This window comes from Paenibacillus oryzae (assembly GCF_001675045.1).
GTDB classification, from domain to species: Bacteria; Bacillota; Bacilli; order Paenibacillales; family Paenibacillaceae; genus Pristimantibacillus; species Pristimantibacillus oryzae.
In genome coordinates, this window is record NZ_LYPA01000038.1 from 21,552 (window position 1) to 45,426 (window position 23,875).

At 50.1% G+C, this 23,875-nt stretch carries 21 protein-coding genes; 10 read left to right on the top strand and 11 right to left on the bottom strand.

Going from position 1 to position 23,875, the window contains the following annotated elements; genetic code table 11:
* The first annotated feature begins 679 nt into the window (after nucleotides 1–679).
* Together A7K91_RS05865 and A7K91_RS05870 are read left to right on the top strand one after the other, a co-directional pair.
* A complete protein-coding gene (locus tag A7K91_RS05865) occupies nucleotides 680–1,681 on the top strand; it encodes a Gfo/Idh/MocA family protein (RefSeq protein WP_068680659.1) in 1,002 nt (333 codons plus the stop codon).
* A 119-nt stretch (nucleotides 1,682–1,800) separates the two neighbouring features.
* The gene (locus A7K91_RS05870) at nucleotides 1,801–2,730 is read left to right on the top strand and encodes an aldo/keto reductase (RefSeq protein WP_068680661.1); all 930 of its coding nucleotides are present in this window, start codon (nucleotides 1,801–1,803) and stop codon (nucleotides 2,728–2,730) included.
* A 72-nt stretch (nucleotides 2,731–2,802) separates the two neighbouring features.
* On the opposite strand, the gene A7K91_RS05875 is transcribed toward A7K91_RS05870, so the two are convergent.
* From A7K91_RS05875 to A7K91_RS05885, 3 genes are all read right to left on the bottom strand, one after another.
* Nucleotides 2,803–3,738, bottom strand: a complete 936-nt coding sequence (locus tag A7K91_RS05875) for a ribose-phosphate diphosphokinase (protein ID WP_068680664.1) — start codon at nucleotides 3,736–3,738, stop codon at nucleotides 2,803–2,805.
* Nucleotides 3,739–3,755: 17 nt separating this feature from the next.
* Nucleotides 3,756–4,946, bottom strand: coding sequence for an enoyl-ACP reductase FabV (fabV, locus tag A7K91_RS05880; protein WP_068680666.1), 1,191 nt, complete (start codon nucleotides 4,944–4,946; stop codon nucleotides 3,756–3,758).
* Between the two features lie 427 nt (nucleotides 4,947–5,373).
* Entirely contained in the window at nucleotides 5,374–5,586 is a 213-nt protein-coding gene (locus A7K91_RS05885) for an alpha/beta-type small acid-soluble spore protein (protein ID WP_068680667.1), read from the bottom strand.
* Between the two features lie 128 nt (nucleotides 5,587–5,714).
* Between A7K91_RS05885 and A7K91_RS05890 the strand changes: the two genes are divergently transcribed.
* Nucleotides 5,715–6,320 carry an ATP-dependent DNA ligase gene (locus A7K91_RS05890; protein ID WP_068680672.1) on the top strand — a complete coding sequence of 202 codons (606 nt, stop codon included), beginning with the start codon at nucleotides 5,715–5,717 and terminating at the stop codon, nucleotides 6,318–6,320.
* Nucleotides 6,321–7,382: 1,062 nt separating this feature from the next.
* Here the strand turns inward: A7K91_RS05890 and A7K91_RS05895 are convergent.
* Nucleotides 7,383–8,360 (bottom strand): aldo/keto reductase, encoded by a 978-nt coding sequence (locus A7K91_RS05895; protein ID WP_068680674.1) that lies wholly within the window; start codon nucleotides 8,358–8,360, stop codon nucleotides 7,383–7,385.
* Between the two features lie 157 nt (nucleotides 8,361–8,517).
* Between A7K91_RS05895 and A7K91_RS05900 the strand changes: the two genes are divergently transcribed.
* The 4 genes from A7K91_RS05900 to A7K91_RS05915 all read left to right on the top strand — a co-directional run bounded on the left by A7K91_RS05900 (nucleotide 8,518) and on the right by A7K91_RS05915 (nucleotide 12,408).
* Complete coding sequence (locus A7K91_RS05900) at nucleotides 8,518–9,309, top strand: alpha/beta hydrolase (RefSeq protein ID WP_068680676.1); 792 nt, start codon at nucleotides 8,518–8,520, stop codon at nucleotides 9,307–9,309.
* A gap of 114 nt (nucleotides 9,310–9,423) precedes the next feature.
* Nucleotides 9,424–10,908, top strand: a complete 1,485-nt coding sequence (locus tag A7K91_RS05905; protein WP_068680678.1) for an alpha-N-arabinofuranosidase — start codon at nucleotides 9,424–9,426, stop codon at nucleotides 10,906–10,908.
* Between the two features lie 40 nt (nucleotides 10,909–10,948).
* Entirely contained in the window at nucleotides 10,949–11,284 is a 336-nt protein-coding gene (locus tag A7K91_RS05910; protein ID WP_245697275.1) for a DUF6171 family protein, read from the top strand.
* 155 nt (nucleotides 11,285–11,439) lie between these two features.
* A complete protein-coding gene (locus A7K91_RS05915; RefSeq protein WP_082967265.1) occupies nucleotides 11,440–12,408 on the top strand; it encodes an Rpn family recombination-promoting nuclease/putative transposase in 969 nt (322 codons plus the stop codon).
* Between the two features lie 58 nt (nucleotides 12,409–12,466).
* Here the strand turns inward: A7K91_RS05915 and melA are convergent, their stop codons facing one another.
* Nucleotides 12,467–13,765, bottom strand: coding sequence for an alpha-glucosidase/alpha-galactosidase (gene melA / locus A7K91_RS05920; protein WP_068680681.1), 1,299 nt, complete (start codon nucleotides 13,763–13,765; stop codon nucleotides 12,467–12,469).
* Nucleotides 13,766–13,938: 173 nt separating this feature from the next.
* Here melA and A7K91_RS05925 point away from each other — a divergent pair, with 173 nt between their 5' ends.
* Complete coding sequence (locus tag A7K91_RS05925) at nucleotides 13,939–14,838, top strand: AraC family transcriptional regulator (RefSeq protein WP_068680683.1); 900 nt, start codon at nucleotides 13,939–13,941, stop codon at nucleotides 14,836–14,838.
* A 26-nt stretch (nucleotides 14,839–14,864) separates the two neighbouring features.
* On the opposite strand, the gene A7K91_RS05930 is transcribed toward A7K91_RS05925, so the two are convergent.
* The 6 genes from A7K91_RS05930 to A7K91_RS05955 form a co-directional block, all read right to left on the bottom strand.
* Nucleotides 14,865–15,557, bottom strand: a complete 693-nt coding sequence (locus tag A7K91_RS05930; RefSeq protein WP_068680685.1) for a TetR/AcrR family transcriptional regulator — start codon at nucleotides 15,555–15,557, stop codon at nucleotides 14,865–14,867.
* 58 nt (nucleotides 15,558–15,615) lie between these two features.
* Nucleotides 15,616–16,662, bottom strand: coding sequence for an ABC transporter permease (locus tag A7K91_RS05935; RefSeq protein WP_245697283.1), 1,047 nt, complete (start codon nucleotides 16,660–16,662; stop codon nucleotides 15,616–15,618).
* A gap of 17 nt (nucleotides 16,663–16,679) precedes the next feature.
* On the bottom strand, nucleotides 16,680–17,420 hold the full coding sequence (locus A7K91_RS05940) for an ABC transporter ATP-binding protein (RefSeq protein ID WP_068680688.1): 741 nt from the start codon (nucleotides 17,418–17,420) through the stop codon (nucleotides 16,680–16,682).
* 207 nt (nucleotides 17,421–17,627) lie between these two features.
* Complete coding sequence (locus tag A7K91_RS05945; RefSeq protein WP_245697277.1) at nucleotides 17,628–18,323, bottom strand: Rossmann-fold NAD(P)-binding domain-containing protein; 696 nt, start codon at nucleotides 18,321–18,323, stop codon at nucleotides 17,628–17,630.
* Nucleotides 18,324–18,344: 21 nt separating this feature from the next.
* Nucleotides 18,345–19,172, bottom strand: a complete 828-nt coding sequence (locus tag A7K91_RS05950) for an aldo/keto reductase (RefSeq protein WP_068680692.1) — start codon at nucleotides 19,170–19,172, stop codon at nucleotides 18,345–18,347.
* 103 nt (nucleotides 19,173–19,275) lie between these two features.
* The gene (locus A7K91_RS05955) at nucleotides 19,276–20,442 is read right to left on the bottom strand and encodes an iron-containing alcohol dehydrogenase (protein WP_068680694.1); all 1,167 of its coding nucleotides are present in this window, start codon (nucleotides 20,440–20,442) and stop codon (nucleotides 19,276–19,278) included.
* 202 nt (nucleotides 20,443–20,644) lie between these two features.
* Between A7K91_RS05955 and A7K91_RS05960 the strand changes: the two genes are divergently transcribed.
* Both A7K91_RS05960 and A7K91_RS05965 read left to right on the top strand, forming a co-directional pair.
* Nucleotides 20,645–21,526 carry an ArsR/SmtB family transcription factor gene (locus A7K91_RS05960; protein WP_245697285.1) on the top strand — a complete coding sequence of 294 codons (882 nt, stop codon included), beginning with the start codon at nucleotides 20,645–20,647 and terminating at the stop codon, nucleotides 21,524–21,526.
* A gap of 137 nt (nucleotides 21,527–21,663) precedes the next feature.
* Nucleotides 21,664–23,733, top strand: a complete 2,070-nt coding sequence (locus tag A7K91_RS05965; RefSeq protein ID WP_068680698.1) for a bifunctional aldolase/short-chain dehydrogenase — start codon at nucleotides 21,664–21,666, stop codon at nucleotides 23,731–23,733.
* Nucleotides 23,734–23,875: the final 142 nt, after the last annotated feature.

The following is a 23,875-nucleotide window of genomic DNA, read 5'->3' on the forward strand; positions in this document are numbered from 1 at the left end:
AGTGGTAGCTAAGTGAGCAACGGAGGTTTCGGCTGAATGCCATATTCGAAGCCGGCCATGCCGCCAGGCATGATCCACAATGGAAAGCGGACTTTTTTAACTACCTCGTCTAAAATGAGGTTTAAAAAGTTTGGTTTTCAGTGTCGAGAAGATGGGATGAAGCTAGAAACAGAGTAGCGAAGCTTAGTGGCAGCTAAGTGAGCAACGGAGGTTTCGGCTGAATGCCATATTCGAAGCCGGCCATGCCGCCAGGCATGATCCACAATGGAAAGCGGACTTTTTTAACTACCTCGTCTAAAATGAGGTTTAAAAAGTTTGGTTTTCAGTGTCGAGAAGATGGGATGAAGCTAGAAACAGAGTAGCGAAGCTTAGTGGCAGCTAAGTGAGCAACGGAGGTTTCGGCTGAATGCCATATTCGAAGCCGGCCATGCCGCCAGGCATGATCCACAATGGAAAGCGGACTTTTTTAACTACCTCGTCTAAAATGAGGTTTAAAAAGTTTGGTTTTCAGTGTCGAGAAGATGGGATGAAGCTAGAAACAGAGTAGCGAAGCTTAGTGGCAGCTAAGTGAGCAACGGAGGTTTCGGCTGAATGCCATATTCGAAGCCGGCCATGCCGCCAGGCATGATCCACAATGGAAAGCGGACTTTTTGAACTACCTCTAAAAGGAGCTGGGAAGATGAGTATGAAGAAACTAAGATGGGGCATCCTAGGCAGCGCCTCCATAGCTAAGCGCGCGGTGATACCGGGAATACAGGGCTCTGCTATTAACGAAGTCGCGGCCATTGCGAGCCGGGATTTGCAGAAGTCCAGAGAGACCGCAAAGCAGTTTGGCATTGCGGATGCTTATGGCAGCTATGAGGAGCTTTTAGCCGACGATAGTATTGATGCCGTATATATTCCGCTGCCCAACCATCTGCATATGGAATGGACGCTAAAGGCTGCGGAAGCCGGAAAACATATATTATGCGAAAAACCGCTTGCGCTTACCGCTGAGGAAGCGCAGCAAATGGCGGATGCCTGCCAGCGCGCCGGCGTTCACTTGTCGGAAGCCTTTATGTATCGCTGGCATCCGCGCTATGATGAGATCGCTTCCATTATTGCCTCTGGCGAAATTGGCGAGGTAAGGAGCATAACAAGCTCCTTTACGTTTAATAATGCGGGAGACAGCGGCAATGTACGGTATCGGAAGGCATGGGGCGGCGGTTCCTTGTACGACGTTGGCTGTTATCCCATCAGCGCAGCCAGATTGCTGCTGGGCCAGGAGCCTGCAGCAGCGACGGCGCACGCAATGTTTTCACCGCAGCACGATGACGTTGATATGATGCTGTCCGGCCTGCTGGAATTTGAGGGAGGCAAGTCGCTTATTTTTGATTGCGGCATGTGGGCGGCATTCCGCAATCCGCTGGAGGTGCTTGGCACGGAAGGGATCATTCAGGTGCCAAACGCGTATGTAACCAATTCGCCAGGCAGCGCCAACTTTTTTGTACACAGAGGCGGAGAAAAGAGAGAGGTACAAATTGCGGACATCAATGCATACACCGCACAGGCGGATGCTATGCATGCAGCCATTACAGGCAATGTTCCGCTGAAATTTACGCCAGCCGACTCCGTAAATAATATGAAGGTTCTTGAAGCATGCTTGCGTTCCGCGAACGAGCGTAGCAGAATTTCTATTTAGTGATGATCAATACTATCCAGCTCTTTAAGCTCTCATTTAAGAGGAGTAAAAGAGGGGTAATGCAATAAGCGGCAGGTCAAAGTGCTAAAAAAATTAAGTAGTGCAGGGAGGTTTTCGTAATGGAATATATCCATATTGAAGGCTGTGAAAAGCCTGTTTCGAGGCTGATGAAAGGCACCGATTATTTCAGGCATGAGAGCTATGAAAAGGCGGCAGCCAATCTGGATGCGTTTCTTGCAATAGGGGGGAATTCGCTGGATACGGCCCATATTTATTGCGGGGGACAAAGCGAGGAAGTAATCGGGCGGTATATGAAGGAAAGAGGCAACCGGGACAAGCTGGTCATTATGACCAAAGGGGCGCATCACGATCAATTTGGTCCCCGCGTCAACAAGGAAGCCATAAATAAAGACCTTGCTGAGAGTCTGGAGCGGCTGCAAACCGATTTTGTCGATTTGTATGCTCTTCATCGCGACGATACCGAAATGCCCGTTGACGTTATTGTGGATGCGCTTAACGAGCATGTTCAAGCGGGGACAATAGGCGCTATCGGCGTATCCAACTGGACATGGCGGCGTATTGAAGAGGCGAATGCCTACGCAGCTCAAAATGGCCTTCGGGGCTTTACGTTCAGCAGTCCCAATCTCAGCCTCGCCAAAGCGAACGAACCCTTCTGGCCTGGATGCGTTTCTACCGATGCCGAGACGCTGGCGTGGCATCAGTCGGTACAGTTGCCGCTGCTGTCCTGGTCCTCACAGGCAAGAGGTTTCTTTACGGGCCGCTTCACGCCTGAGGTTCGCGATAATAACGATCTGGTGCGTGTATTTTACAGCGATGCCAACTGGGAGCGTTTGGCGCGCGCCCGTGAGCTGGCGGAGCAAAAGGGAGCGACAGCTATCCAGATCGCGCTTGCTTATGTGCTGAATCAGCCATTCCCAACCTGCGCCTTGATTGGCGCACAAAGCGCTGAGGAGCTTCAGTCTTGCCACCAAGGCTCCTTCATCAAGCTTACTCCATCGGAAATGGAGTGGCTTGAAGGCTCCGGTTAAAGGATTAATCAAGCCATAAGGAAAGGGACCCCGCTCTCCACCAAGATGTGGAAAGGGAGGTCCCTTTTTGTTCTATTCGGTTTTAAACAAGGTTGCGATAGAGCCGCCTTCTGTAATAATGTGAATAGCAGCCCCTAGCAGCGGAGCCATCGGCAAAACAACAAATTTGTCCGGGCTAGCAGCATCCAGCGCAATCGTGTCGGTGATGACAACCTCCTGAATGTTGGGATGGTCCAGCTTCTGTACGGCATTTTCGGAAAATAATCCGTGCGTAGCGCAGATGAAGGCGTCTTCCGCGCCCCGTTTTTTCAACGCTTCAACTACATTGACGATTGTGCTTCCGGTATCGATCAAATCCTCAATAATAATAGGCGTTTTGCCTTCAACCTCGCCAATAATATGCGTAATTTGAGACTGGTTGTGCGCCGGTCTGTTTTTGATCATGATCGCAAACGGGCAATCCAGCATATTGGCCAGCTTTTCCGCAGTCGTAGCTCGTCCCGCATCGGGGGAAACAACAACAGGGTTTTTAATATTTTTGGAGCGCAGGTAACCGATAATCAAATCCAATGCGGTCAAATGATCCACCGTTATTTTGAAAAAGCCCTGAATGGCATCGGCGTGCAAATCGACCGTAATGATACGGCCTGCTCCAACCGTAGTTAAGACGTCGGCTACCATTTTGGCGGATATGGGCTCGCGCGGCGCGGATTTACGCTCCTGGCGGGCATAGCCGTAATAAGGCATAACGATATTGATCGATTGGGCGGAAGCCCGTTTGGCCGCATCAATCATTACCATCAGCTCCACCAGATGCTCATTGACGGGATGCGACAGCGATTGTACAAGAAAAACGTGGCTATTGCGAAGCGACTCCTCGTAGGATACATGAATCTCGCCGCTTTGCTGGCGGGAGATGGCAGCTTTTCCTAGCGGAACGCCAAGCTCCTTGCACACATTAAGCGCCAGATCACGGTTGGATGATCCGGAAAAAATTTTGATTGACATAAGGTCCTCCTCGGGTGCTATCTCAAACCAGGCATGGCGACATCCGGATTTGTGTCGGCTTCATAATCGACGCCGTCGGTTTCAAAGCCGAACAATTGGAAAAATTCACGGCGGTAGCCTTCAAGATCGGATAGCTCGTATACATTATCCGTTGTCAGCTGCTCCCATACTTTAGCGACTTCAGCTTGAATGTCCGGCTTCATTTCCCAGTCGTCCACGCGAATCAGCCCTTTTTCGTCCACAGGAGCAGAGCCTTCGCCATAAAGACGTTCCGAGAACAGACGGTACATTTGCTCGATGCAGCCTTCATGCAGCCCTTTTTCCTTCATGATTTTGTACAGGGCGGAAATGTAAAGCGGGACAACCGGAATGGCTGAGCTGGACTGGGTTACCAAAGCTTTATTGACGGATACAAATGCTCTGCCGCCTTTGGAGTCAAGTCGGTCGTTCAAGGTTTTTGCTGTTGCTTCCAAATGATTTTTGGCTGCGCCGATTGTTCCCTCACGATAGACAGCGTGAGTAATTTCGGGACCTATGTAGGAATAAGCAACCGTTGTTGCGCCTTCTGCCAGCACGCCGGCTTGCTCCATCGCGTCGATCCACATCTCCCAGTCCTCGCCGCCCATAACGGCAATCGTCTGGCGAAGTTCATCCTCGGTTGCCGGTTCAATGGTGGCTTGGCTTACTTCACCTGTGTGGAAGTTGACGGTTTTATTGGTGTAGACGCCGCCCAGCGGCTTGATGACAGAGGAGAAAGTTTCTCCTGTTTTGGGATGGGTACGGCGCGGCGACGCAACGCTATAGACCACCAAATCTACCTGGCCAAGCTCGCTTTTGATCAGATCAATTGTTTTGGTTTTGATTTCATCGGAAAACGCATCGCCAACAATGCTGTACGACTTCAGGCCGGCTTCTTGAGCAGACGCCTCAAATGCCGCAGAGTTGTACCAGCCGGCGGATGCCGTACGGGCGCCCTCTGCCGGCTTGTCGAAGTAAACACCGATTGTTGCAGCGCCTGCGCCAAAGGCGGAAACGATGCGGGATGCCAGACCGTAGCCTGTGGAGGCGCCAATAACGAGCACATTGCGCGGTCCCGAAATACCTTTTTGTTCCTTCACATATTTTATTTGCCGCTCCACTTGCTTGGCGCAGCCTTCCGGATGTGCGGTTGTGCATATAAATCCGCGAGTTTTAGGTTGAATAATCATTTAGAGTTATTCCTCTCTTTATTAAAGTGCGTGTTCAAAAAGTTTGTTTTTCAGTACCAAGAAGATGGCATGAAGCTAGAAATCGAGGAACGGAGCTTAGTGGAAGCTAAGTGAGCACCTCAAATGTTTCTGAAAGAAACATACTTCGTAAGCCTACGCTTCTTTCGGCTGAATGCCATCTTCGACGCCGTTCATGCCGAGAGGCATATTGCGTAATGGAGAGTGGACTTTTTGAACAACCTCTTAAATGGAATACTCCCATTTTACCGATATTCAGCCATAAAAGAAAGAGTAACCGTCAGGAATGCTATGTAACGAGCCCGGAAGCAAATAAAAAACGCAGCCAAGCGCTGTGATGCAGCGGGTTGGATGCGTTGGTTTTGCTGCTTATAGCTCTGTCAGCGGCCAAGGGATCAGCTCGCAGCCTTCAGCGGTATCCGCTCAGCTGCTGCTCGGCCATCTGGACAAGGCGGCGAGTTATGTATCCGCCAATGGAGCCCATATCGCGGGTGGTCATATTGCCGTAATAGCCGTCCTGCGGGAGCTGAATGCCAAGTTCTTGGGCAACTTCATATTTCATCTGCTCCAGCGCGGCGCGAGCTTGAGGGACAACGATGCCTCTGGATTGACTGCTTGCCATTTCTGATCAACCTCCTTTGCTTCTATTATGCAATACCGCGCTGTGCATTATTCGCTAACTGCGCCATATTTTACCGAAGAATTGAAGGGAGGCGTCATGCTAAAATGAAGCGATGGAGGGGCTTGTCTATGTTTGAGAAACCGATGCTGCCCATCAAGCGGAAAACTCCGTTTGACAGCGAGGACCATTTGTTTGAACCTAAAATAGCGGGGCAGCGGCTGCGTCTGGAGATGAAGGATGGAGTAACCACTCTGCTGTCGAGGCATGGTTTCGACTTAACGATGCAATATCCGGAGCTGACGCGCGTTCCTCTCCGGTTCCCTGCGGATGTGGTGATCGACGGCGAGGCGGCTTGTTTGGACCCGGATACGGGCCGGGAGGATAAGGAAAAGCTGCAGAGCCGATACCGGATGACCCGCCGGCCCGATATCCGGGAAGCGGCGAAGGTAAATCCGGTTACTTTTTTTGCTTTTGATCTTCTTAGCTTGAACGGAGCGGATTTGCGCTTATGGCCACTGTTGGAGAGAAAAAAGGCGCTGCATGACGTTTTGGAGGAAAATCATTATTTTAAACATATGCTTTTTGTCGAGCAGGAGGGCGTCAAGCTGTATCGTTTGGCGGGTTTGATAGGACTTGAGGGCATAATGTGCAAAAAAAAGAAAAGCCCTTATCGCGAGGGACGAAGCCAGGACTGGCTGGCTGTCTTGAACGATAAAGGACAAGTAACATTATAGCGTGTTCACAAGCCTACATTTTCAATGCATTAGAAGATGAAGTGAAGCCAGAAATCGAAATCATTCCATGACTTCTACCATAATAGAACGCATTGGAACAGTGGGTTGAGGTTGCTTCCGAATGCTACGCCAGATATATGAACGTCAGGCTGCTCCTTACAAAATAACGCTAGAAAGCAGAGCTGGAAATTTATTTGCTTTTGCGGACACAAATGTCCGTCAGGAGCTTCTTTAGTTGGATTGTCACATTGTTATGGACATTAATGTCCGTAACAGCTCAAACTCCCGCCCGAATGCGCCAATTTGGAACTCTAAAGGACACGAGTGACCGTTACTTTAGGAAATTGCAGCCTTTTCTTATTCTAACGGTCATCAATGACCGGAGCGTAGTCTAAGCTACGAGAGGACCGGAGATTTCGGCTGAATCCCATATTCGCCGCCGCCAGCCATGACGCTAGTCATGACCCGCAATGGGAATCGGACTTTTTGAGCGACCTTATTCAAATAAAGGCTCAAAAAGTCCGGTTATCAGTGCCAAGAAGATGGGAAGAAGCTAGAAATCGAGGACCGGAGCGTAGTCTAAGCTACGAGAGGACCGGAGATTTCGGCTGAATCCCATATTCGCCGCCGGCCATGACGCCAGTCATGCCCCGCAAAGGGAAGAGGACTTTTTGAGCGACCTTATTCAAATAAAGGCTCAAAAAGTCCGGTTATCAGTGCCAAGAAGATGGGAAGAAGCTAGAAACTGAGTAGCGGAGCTTAGTGGGAGCTAAGTGAGCAACGGAAGTTTCGGCTGAATCCCATATTCGCCGCCAGCCATGACGCCAGTCATGCCCCGCAAAGGGAAGAGGACTTTTTGAGCGACCTTATTCAAATAAAGGCTCAAAAAGTCCGGTTATCAGTGCCAAGAAGATGGGAAGAAGCTAGAAACTGAGTAGCGGAGCTTAGTGGGAGCTAAGTGAGCAACGGAAGTTTCGGCTGAATCCCATATTCGCCGCTGGCCATGACGCTAGTCATGACCCGCAATGGGAAGCGGATTTTTTGAGCTTCCTCTCTCTCTCTCTATGGTGTTTTGTCTCCTCTGGCGGTGATATATAGCCTCCACCACTCGTCACGCGTCATGGCGTCGGCTTGGTGCTCCGCATCGCGGCAAGCGACAATACGCTGTGGGTTTGCAGTCCCGATTACAGGCTGAATGCCTGCCGGATGGCGCATCAGCCAGCCCAGAACGATTGCTTCCGGCGTTGTTTCCCGCTCCTTAGCCATCTCCTCCACAAGCTTGGCTGTGCGGACGTCGCTCTCCGAAGCGTTTTCGGGAAGCCTGCCGCTATATTTTCCCTGCGCTAGCGGTCCCCAGGCTTGCAGCTGGATATTGTTGCTGCGGGAATATTCGATAAGTCCTTCCTGGAATTGAACGGACAAGCCGGCCTTCTGATTGACATAAACGCCATGGTCAACCCAGTCATGACGGGCCAGACTAAGCTCCAGCTGATTAACAATAAACGGCTCCGAAAAAGACCGCTGCAGGAAATCGATTTGACCGCTATGCATATTGGATACGCCGAAATGACGCACCTTACCAGACTCCTTCAGCTTTGTCAAAGCCTCGGCAACTTCGTCCGGCTCCACCAGCGGGTCAGGCCGGTGCAGCAGCAAAATATCAATGTAATCGGTCCCAAGTCTGCTTAATATGCCGTCAACCGAATTCAGGATATGCTCCCTGGAAAAATCAAATCGATTGGGAAGATTGCCTTCCGATAGCCTTATGCCGCATTTGGATTGTATAACGATTCTTTCGCGCAGCCCTGGCTGCTTGTCCAGCACATGACGAAACACTTGCTCGGCTTTACCGCGCGTATAGATATCGGCATGGTCAAACATGGTGATTCCGATCGACAAAGCGGCTTCCACTGCCGCCTCCGCTGTTTGGATATGCTCTTCCCGGTAAGGCTCATAGCTCCAATCTCCGCCAAGCCCCATGCAGCCGAGAGCCAGCCTGCTGTTTGTTACTCCCCTTTGTGAAAGCGGCATTACAGTCATATACGATCAGCCTCCAGTATTCCAATAATTTGAATTTTCCATTTTGATTATACTCTTTACAAAAGGCAACGCCTATCCTTTTGCAGTTTTCCATAAAATCATGGTACATTTTTGATGAAGATTCTAAAGATTATCTACATTGACAGGAGATGAAAAGATGGCTCGTATTCAATGCGACTTTTTTTCGGAGACATTAGGCATCAGTACATCCATGACGGTTATTTTGCCCCAGCAAACGAGCTCGCAGATCGGCATGAGCAGCGTAAGCGGAGGAAACAAGCACAGAACGCTTTATTTGCTGCATGGCTTCTCTGATGACGATACCATTTGGTCGCGCCGGACATCGGTGGAGCGTTACGTGGCGGAAAGCGGCATCGCAGTTGTTATGCCAAATGCGCATACCAGCTTTTATACGGATATGGAGTACGGGGGAGCGTACTGGACCTTTTTGTCAGAGGAGCTGCCGGCGTTGGCGCGGTCGTTTTTCCCGCTGTCTCACGCCAGAGAAGACAACTATGTTGCTGGCTTGTCCATGGGGGGCTACGGCGCGTTTAAGTGGGCGCTTAGACGTCCCGAGATGTTTGCGGCGGCAGGGAGCTTTTCCGGTGCGCTGGATATCGCTGGCCTTGTTAATAACACGGAGAAGGCTTCACCGATTGGCCGCGCCTTCCAGCTTATTTTTTGCGATAAGGACGTAAAAGGCTCGGCCGATGACCTGCTGGCGCTTGTGGATCAGGCAAAGCTTACAGGCGCGGAAGTACCCCGGCTATATCAAAGCTGCGGCACCGAAGATTTTTTGTATGAAGGAAATGTGTTGTTTAGAGATAAATGTGTTGAAAGAGGTCTTGATTTAAGCTATGACGAGGGACCGGGAGGCCACACCTGGACGTATTGGGATGATCATATCCAGCTTTTTTTGAAATGGCTGCAAATTGAGAAAAGGAATTGATAAATCGCTCGTTTGCCTTTATGATAGGAATAGGATTAACGAATATGTTTGTGGATTAACAAAATCATTATTCCATGAGCATGGACATCCTAATACTGGAGAAGAGGCGATGGAATGAGCAGCAAGGTTGTTATTCAAGGTGATCAAACGCTTGGCAAAATCGACCGCAATATTTATTCCCATTTTTCCGAGCATCTGGGCAGATGTATTTACGAAGGCTTCTGGGTGGGCGAGGATTCGCCGATTCCTAATACAGCCGGTATCCGCAACGATGTTGTGGAAGCGCTTAAAGCTATTTCTATTCCTGCGCTCCGCTGGCCTGGCGGCTGTTTTGCCGATGAGTATCACTGGAAGGATGGCATCGGTCCGCGCGAAAACCGCAAACGGATGATTAATACGCATTGGGGCGGCGTTGTCGAAAATAACCATTTTGGCACGCATGAATTTATGCAGCTTTGCGAGCTGCTTGAATGCGAACCGATCATTTGCGGCAACGTGGGCAGCGGCACTGTTCAGGAAATGGCGGAGTGGGTTGAATATATGACCTTTGACGGCGTTTCGCCGATGGCCGAGCTTCGTCGCGCCAATGGCCGGGAGAAGCCGTGGAAGCTGACATATTTCGGAGTCGGGAACGAAAACTGGGGCTGCGGCGGACATATGCGTCCTGAATATTATGCGGATGAATATCGTCGTTATCAAACCTACGTCCGTAATTACAGCGGCAACGTGATTCACAAAATTGCTTGCGGACCAAACGTGGACGATTACCGCTGGACCGAGGTGCTGATGCGCGAGGCGCATAATCATATGCATTCATTGTCTCTCCACTATTACACAGTTCCCGGAACCTGGGAGAAAAAAGGAAATGCTACGCAATTTACGGAGGAAGAGTGGATCGTAACGCTTCGTAAAACGTTATTTATGGAGGAATTGCTGACGCGCCACTCCGCGATTATGGACAAGTACGATCCTGCGAAGCGAGTGGGTCTGGTCGTTGACGAGTGGGGCAACTGGTTTGATGTTGAGCCAGGCACAAACCCCGGCTTCTTGTACCAGCAAAACACAATAAGGGATGCGCTGGTTGCGGCATTGAACTTCCATATTTTCCATAACCACAATGACCGTGTGCGGATGACCAATATTGCTCAAATCGTCAATGTGCTTCAATCCGTTATTTTGACGGAGGGCGATAAGATGCTGCTGACGCCTACGTACCATGTATTTGGCATGTTTAAAGTACATCAGGACGCGGAGCGTTTGGCATTGCATTTGAATACGGGCAATTATACGTATGGAAATGAAAGCATTCCTCAAGTTTCTGCAAGCGCGTCGAAAAACGGAGACGGCGTTATTCACATCAGCTTGTGCAACGTGGATACGGCTAAGGATGCCGAGGTGGAAATCGAGCTGCGCGGCTTGACAGAGCAAAACGTTGAGGTATCGGGAACGGAATTGACAGCAGCCGAGATGGATGCCCACAATACGTTCCAGCAGCCTGATAAAGTGAAGCCTTCCGCATTTACAGCGTTTAAGGTGGAAGGAACAACACTGAAGGTGAAGCTTTCCCCGATGTCGGTTACAGTGCTTGAGCTGAAGTAGAAGGCTTTTTGAGCGGAACAAAATGGTTAGGATCAATGAGATGGCAAGAGAAGGAGAGGATTGGCGGATGGAGAGGCATAATGGTTATCGGGACGAGTGCAAGGGCTGCGGAAGCAACTATCAGGTTAGCAGCTCAGACATTGACCGCATGCTGGCCGCTCCCATATTCAGCCGGTCCGATGTATGCGTAAGCGATGACGAATACAATGCCCGCCTTCAGGTATGCCGCAGCTGTCCGCGTTTGCTGGATGGCGAAACGTGCTCCGCTTGCGGCTGTTATGTGCGGGTTGCCGCAAAGCTGAAGTCGAAAAGCTGCCCATTGCCCGGCGGAGGGTTATGGCCTGCCGTTACTTCGGAGGCAGCATCGGGCAAGTAGCCGTTCTTGCAGTCCGGCAAACAAGCCATTATAATCTTGATATATGAAACAAATCGTGAAGCACACGACAACAGGCGCATTGCGCCAGTAGTCGTGTGCTTTTTTTGTGTCGGCAAATTGAAAGATGGAAAGGGAAGATAACGGGATGAAAGGCGGTGAAGGCTATTCAGGATCAGGAGGAACAGTTGCGTAGCGAGGTCAGTCATGACGAAGCGTTTAAAAAATTGCTGGAGGTCTTTTTTAAGGAGTTTATCGAGCTGTTTTTTCCTCAGCTTATGTCCTTATTGGACTTTGGACATGCCCGCTTTTTAATGCAGGAGCTGCTGGTGGATATTGTCGGCGAACAGTCGCGAAGTCTTGATTTGCTGTTGGAGACAAAAAGCGCAGATAGCAGCGCATTTGTCCTTGTCCATTTGGAGCCGCAATCATACAGAGATCCCCAGTTTCATGAACGCATGTTTATTTATTACAGCCGGCTCTTTGAAAGACATCGCACTCAGCATAAGCTCATTATTCCGATTGCGATTTTTACAGCGGATGAAGGTTCGGAGGAGCCGGATAAGCTGGTATCCATAGCGGGCGATCATGAAATTTTGAGGTTTCACTTTTTTAAAATTGAGCTTCGCCGTCTTAGCTGGCGGCGTTTCGTAGATTCTGCTAATCCTGTCGCTGCTGCATTGCTGGCGAAAATGGGGTATAATAAAAAAGAAAAACGCGAGATGCGGCTTCATTATTTGCGGATGCTGCTGAAGCTGCGAAATCAATTGGACGAGGCTCGCCTGCAGCTTGTTATGTCAGTAGGCGACTTGTATTTTAAACCGGATAAAGCTGAGGACCGGCAGCTGCTGGACCTTTTGGCGGAGGAATTTGGCGAGGAGGAGGCGGAGCTGTTGGAGCTGATGCCAGCATGGAAGCGTTGGGGATACGAGGAAGGACTAGAGGAAGGCTTGCAGCAGGGAATGGAGAAAGGCGTCGAAAAAGGCTTGATGCTCGGAAAAGCTGATATGGTACAAAAACTGCTGAACAAAGGTTTTCAGGAGGATGATATAGCCGACATGCTGGATATTCCGCTTTCTGAGGTCGATGAAATGGCCAAAATCAGTAGGCCGTCTGAAAATAAATAATAGGAACCCGCCAAAGCAGAAATGCTTTTGGCGGGTATTTTGTTGCGAAGCCTTCAGCTTATTTAAAGGCAGGAAGCCAGCTGCCGTGGGCTTCAATCAAGTCGTCGCACATAGCGATGATATCGTCCATGGATAATTCCGCGGAGGTGTGCGGGTCCAGCATTGCAGCGTGGTAAATATGCTCCTTTTTGCCGGTTATTGCGGCCTCGATCGTCAAAAGCTGGGTGTTAATGTTGGTGCGATTTAATGCAGCAAGCTGAGGCGGCAAATTTCCTACATAGGTTGGCGTGACGCCATTCCGGTCAACGAGGCATGGAACCTCGACGCAGGCTTCGCGCGGCAGATTTGGAATAAGGCCCGTATTCATCACGTTTCCGCCAATGCGGTACGGCACATCGCTTTCCATGGCTTCAAGGATGTAGGACGCATATTCATGACTCCGGCAATGCTCCAGATTTTTGTCCAGCACCAGCGAGTCGCGCATCTTTTTCCAGTCCTCGATTTGATTAATGCAGCGTCGCGGGTATTCATCCAGCGGAATATTGAAGCGTTCAATCAGCTCGGGATAGTTTCTTTTGATAAAATAAGGATGGTATTCCGCATTATGCTCGGAAGACTCCGTAATGTAATAGCCGAATTTCTGCATCAGCTCGAAACGAACCATGTCATGATGGCTTTCCTTTTGCTTTTCGGCGGCGCGACGTTTGATTTCAGGGTATAAATCAACTCCGTCCTTGCTTACCTCAAGCAGCCATGCCATATGGTTAATGCCGGCGATATGCCATTTGACGCCTTCAGGGTCCATGCCTAGATGGTCGAACAAATGAGGTACGCACACTTGAACGCTATGGCACAGGCCAACTGTATTTATTCCCCCATGCGTGATCATGACATTTGTCAGCACGGCCATTGGATTGGTGTAGTTGAGAAACAAAGCATCGGGACATACCTCCCGGATATCGGCGGCAAAATCCAGCATCACCGGGATGGTTCGCAAATTACGGAATATGCCTCCGATGCCTACTGTATCGCCTATAGTTTGGCGCAAGCCGTATTTTTTCGGAATTTCAAAATCGGTAATGGTACAAGGATCATATCCGCCTACCTGAATGGCATTGACGATATAGCGTGCTCCCCTCAACGCCTCCTTGCGGTCGTTATAGGCTTTCACAACGCAGGTGCTGCCGCTTGTTTGCTTCAAATTGAGCAGCATTTGCTCCGAATCCCGCAAGCGCTCCCCATCGATATCGAACAATGCAATCTCAAATCCTTGAAGCGCCGGGGTTTGCATAACGTCCCCCAAAATATTTTTGGCGAAGACCGTGCTGCCCGCTCCGATAAATGTAATTTTGGACATTGAAAAAACCTCCTGGTTTGGATAAGCTGGCTTCTCGAAAAAGTCATTCTTTACAGCCTTAGTATAAGGTTATACGCTTTCTTTTCATATGGAAGGAAAGCAGAACTATATGGATAAATGTCGTCTCACAGTATAAAATAGAGCAGGTAGTGCCGGGGAAAGGAGGGGGATTTATGAGCGATCACCACATGATTTCCATTGCCGTCAATTCATCGCCGTTCCGCGATGAAATGTCGGTTTTGTTTTGCGGAGAGGGAGAGCCCCGAGGCGGGCATATCATCGGACCTGCGGTTCATGATTACTATCTCATTCATATTGTGCTGGAGGGCGGCGGCGTTTTTGAAACGCTGGGTGAAAGGCATCGCTTGAAAGCAGGAGACTGCTTTATCATTTTCCCTGAAGTGCTGGCAAGATATGAAGCGGACAAGCAGCAGCCCTGGACATATATGTGGGTCGCTTTTTCGGGAGGAGCAAGCGCCGACATGTTAAGCCGGATCGGCATTACCCCGGATGCCGGCGTTGTCAGAGGGTGCGAACTGGCGGAAATGAAGGATTTGTTCCGCAAGCTGAGAGGCAGCCTGGAGAAGCCGGAGGGAGGCAGCGCGGGGCTTCGCAGCGTGGAGGCTTCGGGATGGCTCAGAATTATGCTGCATAAGCTGGGACAGCTTGCAATAACCTCCGACGCAGGAGCGCCGTTAGACAAAAGAGACAGCAACGTGGAAGCGGGAGAGCTGCATTCGCGGGCTTTTCCCGGCTTGCAGCAGGCCATTTCGATGTTGTCCTACCAATACGGGCAGCATACCTCGGTGAGCGAAATCGCCAAGGCGCTTGGGTATCATCGCGCCCATTTGACCAAGCTTTTTAAGGAAACAACGGGCCTGTCTCCTATGCAATATTTGAATAAAGTACGGATGAAAAAAGCCGAATCGCTGCTCATGAACGGTTTGACTGTCGCTCAGACGGCAGCATCGGTCGGCTTTAACGATCCGCTATTTTTCTCGAAGCAGTTCCGCAAATGGAGCGGCGTCGCGCCAACGGAATTTAAGAAAACAAAAGAGGTTAATGCCGAATAACTCCATGCCAAAAAGCCCTGCTCCAGTTAAGTTGAGCGGGGCTGTTCTTCCTTTGGCTTCGGGGATAAACCGTACATAATCAAGTCAAGAGTTCGTTCAATCTCTTCATCCTCGTCAATGTCCTCATCCGGCATAAGCAGCAGGCGTGTTCCCACCATCCCGATAAATATGCTCGCTGTCGTACGCAATATTCGCCAAGGCGGGGCTTCAATGACTTGGCCCTTTTTCTGAAAATGGATGATGATCTCTTCCATCCGTTTCAGCACGATCTCCTTAAACAAAGCTTTTGTCTGCTCCAGAAGCTCCGGCTGAAACGGAATTTCATGGATGAGAATGCGCAATAGCTTGAAGTGGTCGCGGACGAATTGAAGCCGGTCTTTAGCGATGGTCCGCAGCAAATCCCGAAATTGCTCATGGGGCAAATCCAAAATTTTGGATGCAAATTCTCGCATAAGAAAGGGAGCGGCCATTTTAACGGCAATTGGTCCTGCAATAGATATGAGCAAATCCTTTTTTGTTTTGTAGTGTCTGAAAATGGTGCCTTCCGCTACGCCCGCCTTTTGCGCAATTTCGCTGGTGGAGGCTGCGGCAAACCCTTTTTCGCTAAAAATTTCAATGGCGGCTTCCACGATGCGTGCTTGCTTTTCCGTTTTTATGTTATCCGATCCTTCTGCAAGCATCATAAGCTCTTTCAGCCATTTTTCATTTTGCTCCGACATAAATGCCACATTTCCTCCAATCGTGTTCCTCCATCTGTCAATTGCTACTATCAGATTACTATAATGCCCGATGCTTGCGCAACGCAATGATATTTGCGGACATAAACACAATGCATAATCCCGCAAGCACGTAAACATCGAAGGCGATGCTGCTCCAGCCTTCTCCTTTGATCATCACGCTTTTCAGAGCATCTGCTCCATAGGCTAACGGCATAATATGGGAAAGCCAGCTAATCCAGGGCGACATCGATTCCAGGTTGAACAAGCCGGAGAAAAAGACTTGCGGGACAATCACAAGCGGGATAAACTGCATTAATTGAAATTCGCTTCCGGCGAACGAGGAGAGCAAAATGCCAAAGCTAAGCGCGGTTGCCGAAATAAGCACCGTAATCAGCAGCACGTACCAGATGGAGCCAACAAGCATCAAACCAAGCACATGGATGGAGAAAGCGGCGATAACCAGGCTCTGGATTCCCGTAAACAAACCAAAGCCCAGCATATAGCCAATGACGATTTCATGGCGTCGCAGCGGAGTTGCCAGCAGCCGTTCCAGCGTTCCGCTTGTGCGCTCCTTCAAAAAGGACACGCCGGCAATGAGGAAAACATAAAAAAACGTAAATACCCCGATAAAAACAGAGCCCAAATTATCAAAAGTGGTCATATCCGGGCCTCCGTGCAAATACTGCACAATCGGCTGGGGGAGATTCCCCGGTTCGACTAAAGGGGACTCCGAAGCTCCAGAACTCGTCGGCTCTGAAGTATGGCCAAGCGTATTGCCGATAAAAAGCAGGACCGCTTTGCTTTTGGAAGGGTCGCTGCCTTCCAGCTTGACTATTGGTTTGCCTTCTTCAATGAAGACATAAGCGTCGATGCTTCCAGCCTTCAGCGCTTCCACGGCATCCTGAAGGGAAGAAAAGGAGGTTATGCCGGCCTTTCCTTCGGCAAGCCGCTGCTCAACGGGAGCAGGTAAACCGGCCGTACCGATTTTTGGCGTATAGTCCTCTCCGTTAAAAACGAGGTAAAGCAGCGTCAGAACCAGAATCGGCGCCAGAATAAGCAGGGCAAGCGTTCTTTTGTCATGCAGAAATTGCCGGATAATACGAATGAAAAGCGACATCATCCTCATTTGCGAATCCCTCCGTAATAAAGAAAGGCTTCTTCCATCGTAGTTCCTCGCGCGGTTTGCTTAAGCTCCTCTGGCGTTCCCGTTGCAATAAGCCGCCCATCCAGAATCATGCCTAACCGATGGCATTTTTCGGCTTCATCCATCACATGCGTAGTCAACAAAATGGTAACACCGCTCCGGCAAAGCCGATAAAGCTCGTTCCAAATCATAAGCCGCAGCGACGGGTCTATGCCGACGGTTGGTTCATCCAGAATCAATACCTCGGGCTCGTGTATAAGTGCAATTGCCAGCGACAACCGGCGCTTCATGCCTCCGGAATAAGCCTGCACCATTTTTTTGGCATGGCTCTCGAGGCCTACCAGCTCCAGAACCTCCCGCTGCCTGCGCATAAAATGTTGTCCCTTTAAGCCAAACAACGAGCCAAAAAAGTCCAGGTTTTCCTTGGCGGTCAAATCATGGTATAGAGCGTCCGATTGTGCCATATACCCGATTTTTTTCATCATGGACAGATGCGGAAGTGCTGTGCCCAGCAGCGTGATTTCGCCGCTGGTTGCTTTGTCGATGCCGGCCAGTATTTTGATAAGCGTGGTTTTACCTGAGCCCGAAGGACCTAAAAATCCGAAAATTTCCTGTTTGTTGATGTTTAGCGATACATCGCTAATAATTTCACGAGCTCCAATACTTCTGCAAATCTTGTGCGCCTGAAGGCAAAGCGATATGGATTCGGATTGACTCATTGCAGCACCTCCATAATCATAAAAGTGAGTGATCACTCACTTATAAAAACAGCTTAAATCTTCATGGGAGTATTGTCAAGTGAGTAATCACTCATCTTTATTCAACTAAAAATACCTTTGAAAAACCAAAATGGCCGATGCGTTTGCATCAGCCATCTTGGCTTATTGCTATTTTAATAGGTGGTGAATGCGAACTTAGCTAGTTGTTCAAAATGGCTCTTGCAAGGGAGCAGCCGCCAGTTTGGCAATAGCGTTGGATTCCAGCACCTGCAAGGAAGATCCGTCCATGCGCGCCGCCTTTAACATGGCTAGTGCAACATCGCTGCCTTTAATGGCTTTGTAACGGGCAAGCGGCCCTATCATCAATGCGCCGAGCGGACGCGACAAAAGGATGGCCGCACGTTCGCCGGCCCTGCTTTCCGTCCGGTGGCCAAGCAGCAGGGAGGGGCGCAGAATAACGAGACGCGGCAGCTTGAGAGCGGTCAAATCACGTTCAAGCTCGCCTTTGACGCGGCTATAAAAAAACCTCGAAGCAACGGAGGAGCCCATTGCCGTTACCAGGATGAAGCATGATGCGCCAAACCGGCGTGCCGCGCGTCCCAGCTCCAGCGGGTAGGTATAATCGACTCGGCGGAACGCCTCTTGGCTGCCGGCTTGCTTGATTGTCGTGCCAAGAGCGCAGAAGACGTCAGCGCCTTGCAGCAGTTTCCCGTCCAATTCCTCCCCCAGAGACTCAAAAGAGATGATTCGTTCCTCCAGCTTGGGATGGGCAATGCCGAGTTCCCGCCGCACAATGACGACAATGCGGCTGTAGGCGGGATGATCAAGCAGAAGCTGGACGAGCTTTCTGCCGACAAGTCCTGTCGCTCCCGCAACTACAGCTGTTGAACCATGAAACTGCAATTTTTTATTGTCCATATTGGATCAGAAATTAAAATTGTCGGGGTCAGATCCGAAACGGCGGTTTTGGTTGAGGGAGGAGAGCTTCTCCATGTCCTCACGCGACAGCTCAAAGTCGAAAATATCGGCATTTTCGGCTATACGGGACGGCGTCACCGATTTGGGAATCGTAATAACGCCGTTTTGCAGGTCCCAGCGCAAGACGACCTGTGCCGGCGTTTTGCCGTATTTGTTGCCGATTTCCGCCAGCAGCGGAATGTCGAGATGGCCCTGCATCAATGGGCTCCATGCCGTTAATTGAATGCCGTTGGCCCTGCAATATGCAAGCAGCTCAACCTGAGACAGCAGCGGATGGTATTCCACCTGGTTTACCATTGGCACAAGCCCACTGCCTTCGGCCAAGTCCTGCAAATGATGAATTTGGAAGTTGCTGACGCCTACAGCTCTCGCTTTTCCGCTTTTATATATATCCTCCAGCGCACGCCAGGTTTCCTTATATTTGCCTTTGACCGGCCAATGGATCAGCAGCAGATCGACGTAGTCCATGTCCAGCTTTGACAGGCTTTTTTCAAAGGCGGCAAGGGAGGTTTCATATCCCTGATCCGCGTTCCAGACCTTTGTTGTAATAAACAATTCGTCGCGGGGAACGCCGCTGTTTTTGACGCCGGCGCCAACGCCTTCTTCATTGCCATAAGCCGCCGCCGTGTCAATATGCCGATAGCCGGCATCTATTGCGGCTTTAACCGTTTTTTCCGCCAGGCCTTCCTCGGTCACTTTAAATACGCCAAGCCCCAGCCATGGCATCTTTACCCCATTGCTAAGTACAGTGCTTTCCGTTAATGCTTTTGTCATCATCGTATCCTCCTTGTTAGGTCTTGTCCTACAAACATTACCCTGATATGACGTTGCACAATCATCGGATTTGCAGCGGGGGTAGGCCGCGTTAAGCATCGCACTACAGAGACAGCTCCAAAATAGCCTTTACATCGTCTTTCGCCAATACTTTAAAGGAGCCGATAGGGCCGTAGCGAACAGCTTCCTCGGCCATCCGCTCCAATTGATCGGAGCCAATGCCGAAGTCGGCGAGGCGGGCTTCAGCGCCGATGCGAGTGAAAAATTCGCGAGTGGCCTGAATGCCGGCAAGCGCTGCTTCCTCTTGGCTTTTTCCTTCTGTCTTAATCCCCCATACCCGTTCTGCGTATTGAACAAAACGGTCGATGCGCTCTTTGTGCACATATTTCATCCAGTTAGGGAATACAACTGCCAAGCCGCCGCCATGCGGGATGTCGTAGATGGCGCTGATTTCGTGCTCAATTCCGTGCGATGCCCAGTCATTTCGGACGCCAACGCTGATCAAGCCGCCGTTAAGCGCCATCGTGCCGCACCACATCAGGTTCGCTCTTGCTTCATAATGCTCCGGATTGTCCAGTGCAAGCTCGACATTTTCGATAACGGTTTGCAGGATGGATTCACAGAGCCGCTCCTGAAGCGGAGTATCCGGGGTAAGGCTGAAATATTGCTCGAACACATGGGACATGATGTCTACCGAGCCATACACGGTCTGATTACGGGGAACGCTATAAGTCAAAACGGGATCAAGAATAGAGAAAACCGGGTTAAGAAGAGGGCTGCCCGCGCCGCGTTTCAGCTTTTCCTCCCAGTTGGAGACAACCGTATTGCCGTTCATTTCAGAGCCCGTCGCCGCAAGGGTCAACACGGTGCCAAGCGGCAAAGCCTCTTGTATTCTGGCTTGATTGGTGAAGAAATCCCAGACATCGCCCTTATAGGGAACGCCTGCAGCAATCGCTTTGGCTGCGTCGATAACGCTTCCGCCGCCAATAGCAAGTATAAAATCAACGCCTTGCGCGCGGCAGAGCTCGATGCCTCTTTTAACGGTTGTCAAGCGAGGGTTGGGCTCGATGCCAGCCAGCTCATGAACCTTGACGCCTGCAGCTTCTAATTGCGTTAGTGCACGGTCATACAGGCCGCTGCTTTTGATGCTGCCGCCGCCGTACACGAGCAAAACGGTTTTGCCATATTTAGCTGTCCATTCCCCAATGCTGTCCGAGGTGCCTTTTCCAAAAATGATGCGTGTGGGATTGTGAAATTGAAAGTTATTCATGTTGCTCCTCCTATCATTAACTTTTGGGGTAATCTAATTGCCGTAAATTACAGTATTCGGCTTCATTTTAGTGAATGTATTGTGGTGTGTCAAGCTTTAATGGAGGGTTGAAAGGTTAACTTTGAAGTTATATAATGAGCTGAATTAGATATGGAAATAGAGAAGGGAAGCTGCTATGAATATTGAAGTCAACCTTGAAAATATGCAATTTCTGGAGTGCTTCTCATCGCCGACACGAGTTAGAATCATTGAGCTTCTGGGAAGCGGGCCCATGAATATTAAAAGCTTGTCCGAGGCGCTGGCTATAAAATCTCCAATCGTGACTCGTCATATTCAAAGGCTCCAGGAAGCAGGCATTATTCGCTCCGAAACGATAGCAGGCAAAAGAGGGCTGCAGAAGCTATGTTACCTTCAGCTTTCTCAGGCGACGCTGCATTTCAAGGGCGTGCCAGCTATTGATACCCGCAAGAAATACGCCTTTTCAATTCCGATTGGGCATTATTCGGCTTATGAAATCAAACCAACCTGTGGACTTGCGTCAGAAACAAGCATGATCGGAATGTGTGATGATCCTCGTTATTTTGCCGATCCCGAGCATGTGGCGGCCAAGGCTCTCTGGTTTGGTTCAGGCTATGTAGAATACCGGATTCCGAATTACATGATTGCAAATGAGCAGCCGGATTCTCTGGAGCTCTCTATGGAGATCTGCTCCGAAACGCCGTGCGCCGTTAATCATTATCCCTCGGACATTATGTTTACCATTAACGATGCCCCAATCGGGGTCTGGACATATCCAGGCGATTTTGGTGGAGTACGGGGCGTCTACACGCCGGAATGGTGGTACAAAAACATCCATTACGGTTTAATGAAAACCATTCGGGTGAATCAGGAAGGTTCGTTTATAGATGGCGTTCGTGTATCAGATACAACGATTAACGACCTGCAATTAACCTATGGAAAAGAAATTCTTTTCCGTATATCGTGCAGCGCGACAGCCAAAAATTGCGGCGGCGTGACCTTGTTTGGCAGCGGCTTCGGTAATTACAATCAGGACATTGATGTTGTACTTCGCTGCCGCCCATAGCTATAAGTGTTGAATGAAGAGATGCCCTCGGGCATCTTTTTTTTGGATATTCAAACACAAATAAATGTATTCAAAGGTAAACAAAGATGTTATTATGGGTGTAATCTCAAAAAAACAAACATTGCGGGGGGATATTCATGGTTCAAAGCTTATGGAATATAGAAAAGGCGGATGCAGTAAAAAGCGGCCTTGAGGAGCTGGTCTATCGTTCCAATATCATTGGCGAGGACCGTCGTGTCTGCAATTATGGCGGAGGGAATACCTCCAGCAAAACAGTTATAAAGGATTTTCGCGGCCGTGACGTCGAAGTGATGTACGTAAAGGGCAGCGGCTCTGACCTGGCAACGATGAAGGCGGGCAACTTCACGGGACTTCGCATGGAGGATATAGCGCCGCTGTTCCAGCGCTCCGAAATGTCTGATGAAGAAATGGTGGCATATTTGAGTAATTGCATGATTGACGCCAGGCATCCGCGAGCTTCGATCGAAACGCTGCTGCACGCCTTCCTGCCGTTCAGACATGTTGACCATACGCATCCTGACGCCATTATCAGCCTGTGCTGCGCCGATAACGGAAGGCAGCTGGCTGAAGAGATTTTCGGTAATCGATTTGTATGGGTTCCATACGTTCGTCCCGGCTTCGCCTTGTCCAAAATGATTGCGGAAGGCGTATTGGCCAACCCCAACGCGGAGCTGGTACTGATGGAAAAGCATGGACTAGTCACATGGGGCGATACCTCCAGGGAGTGCTATAACCAAACAATTCGTATTATTAATGAGGCGGAAGCCTTTATAGAAGCTCGTATTGACGAAAAAAAATTGTTTGGCGGCATGACGTTTGCCCCGCTGCCTGCAGATGTGCGAAACGCGCTTGCTGCGGCGGTTATGCCAACTGTTAGAGGTGCGGTCAGCGACGAAAAAGCGATGATTCTGTCCTTTGACGATGGCGAGGATGTATTGGCTTTTGTTGGCGGCAAAAACTCTGCGGAGCTGTCGCAGGTTGGGGCAGCATGTCCCGATCATCTGGTGCATACCAAAGTGGTGCCGCTATTCGTGAACTGGATACCTGATGCCGGCGACGTTGAAGGACTCAAGGTCAAGCTCGTTGAAGAAATTGCAGCTTACAAGGAGCAGTACAGACAATATTTTAAGCGGAACAAGCATGAAGGCGACGTGCAGTTTGAAGCAGCGCCGCGTGTCATTCTGATTCCAGGAGTAGGCATGATCAATACCGGAAAAAGCTGGGCCATGTCCCGGGTAAGCGGTGCTTTGTACCATCGCGCGATTGCTGTAATGCGAGGCGCAACAGCGCTTGGAAGCTTTGTTTCCTTGAGCGAAAATGAATCCTACAATGTAGAATATTGGCCGCTTGAGCTGTATAAGCTTTCACTGGCTCCCGCCGAAGCGGAGTTTTCACGAAAAGTTGCTCTCATTACCGGCGGCGCGGGTGGCATCGGCAGTGAAACGGCTCGCCGTCTCGTATCGGAGGGAGCCCATGTCGTGCTTGCCGATTTGAATCTGGAAGGCGCGCAGAAGGTTGCGGCTGAAATCAATGCCCGGTTTGGAGAAGGGCGGGCAATTGCTGTCGGGATGGACGTGACTAGCGAGGAGCAGATCCGCACCGCTTACGCAGCAACGGCCTTGCAATTCGGAGGAATGGATATTTTGGTCAACAATGCAGGCTTGGCGACTTCCAGCCCCTTTGACGAAACGTCCCTTAAGGAATGGAATCTTAACATAAATGTGCTGGGCACCGGCTACTTTCTGGTGGCCAGAGAAGCCTTCAAGCTCATGAAAGCACAAGGCTTGGGCGGAAATATGGTTTTTATAGGCTCCAAAAATTCCGTATACGCCGGCAAAAATGCAACAGCCTACAGCTCCGCAAAAGCTTTGGAGGCTCATCTTGCGCGTTGTATTGCGGCTGAAGGCGGGGAATTCGGCATTCGCGTCAATACCGTGCTCCCGGATGCGATCCTGCAGGGCTCGGCCATCTGGAACGGAAGCTGGCGCAATGAACGGGCGGCGGCTTACGGTATTGAGCCTGAGGAGCTGGAGGAATATTATCGTAAGCGTACCACGCTGCTGGTCAACATTTACCCGCGTGATATTGCGGAAGGCATCGCTTTTTTTGCATCGTCCAGATCAGCCAAAACGACCGGCTGCATGATGACTATTGATGGAGGCGTCCCCGCCGCCTTTACAAGATAAGAGCATGAAAGGAGAACGGTATGCATCATGCATTTGCGTGCTGAATATCTCCTCCAAGGAGGCTTTGTTTGCCATCACTAAGATCGAATTTGCGTTTGGTTTTTTTGGCCTGTGTTATCCCACATCAGAATGAGAGGACGTT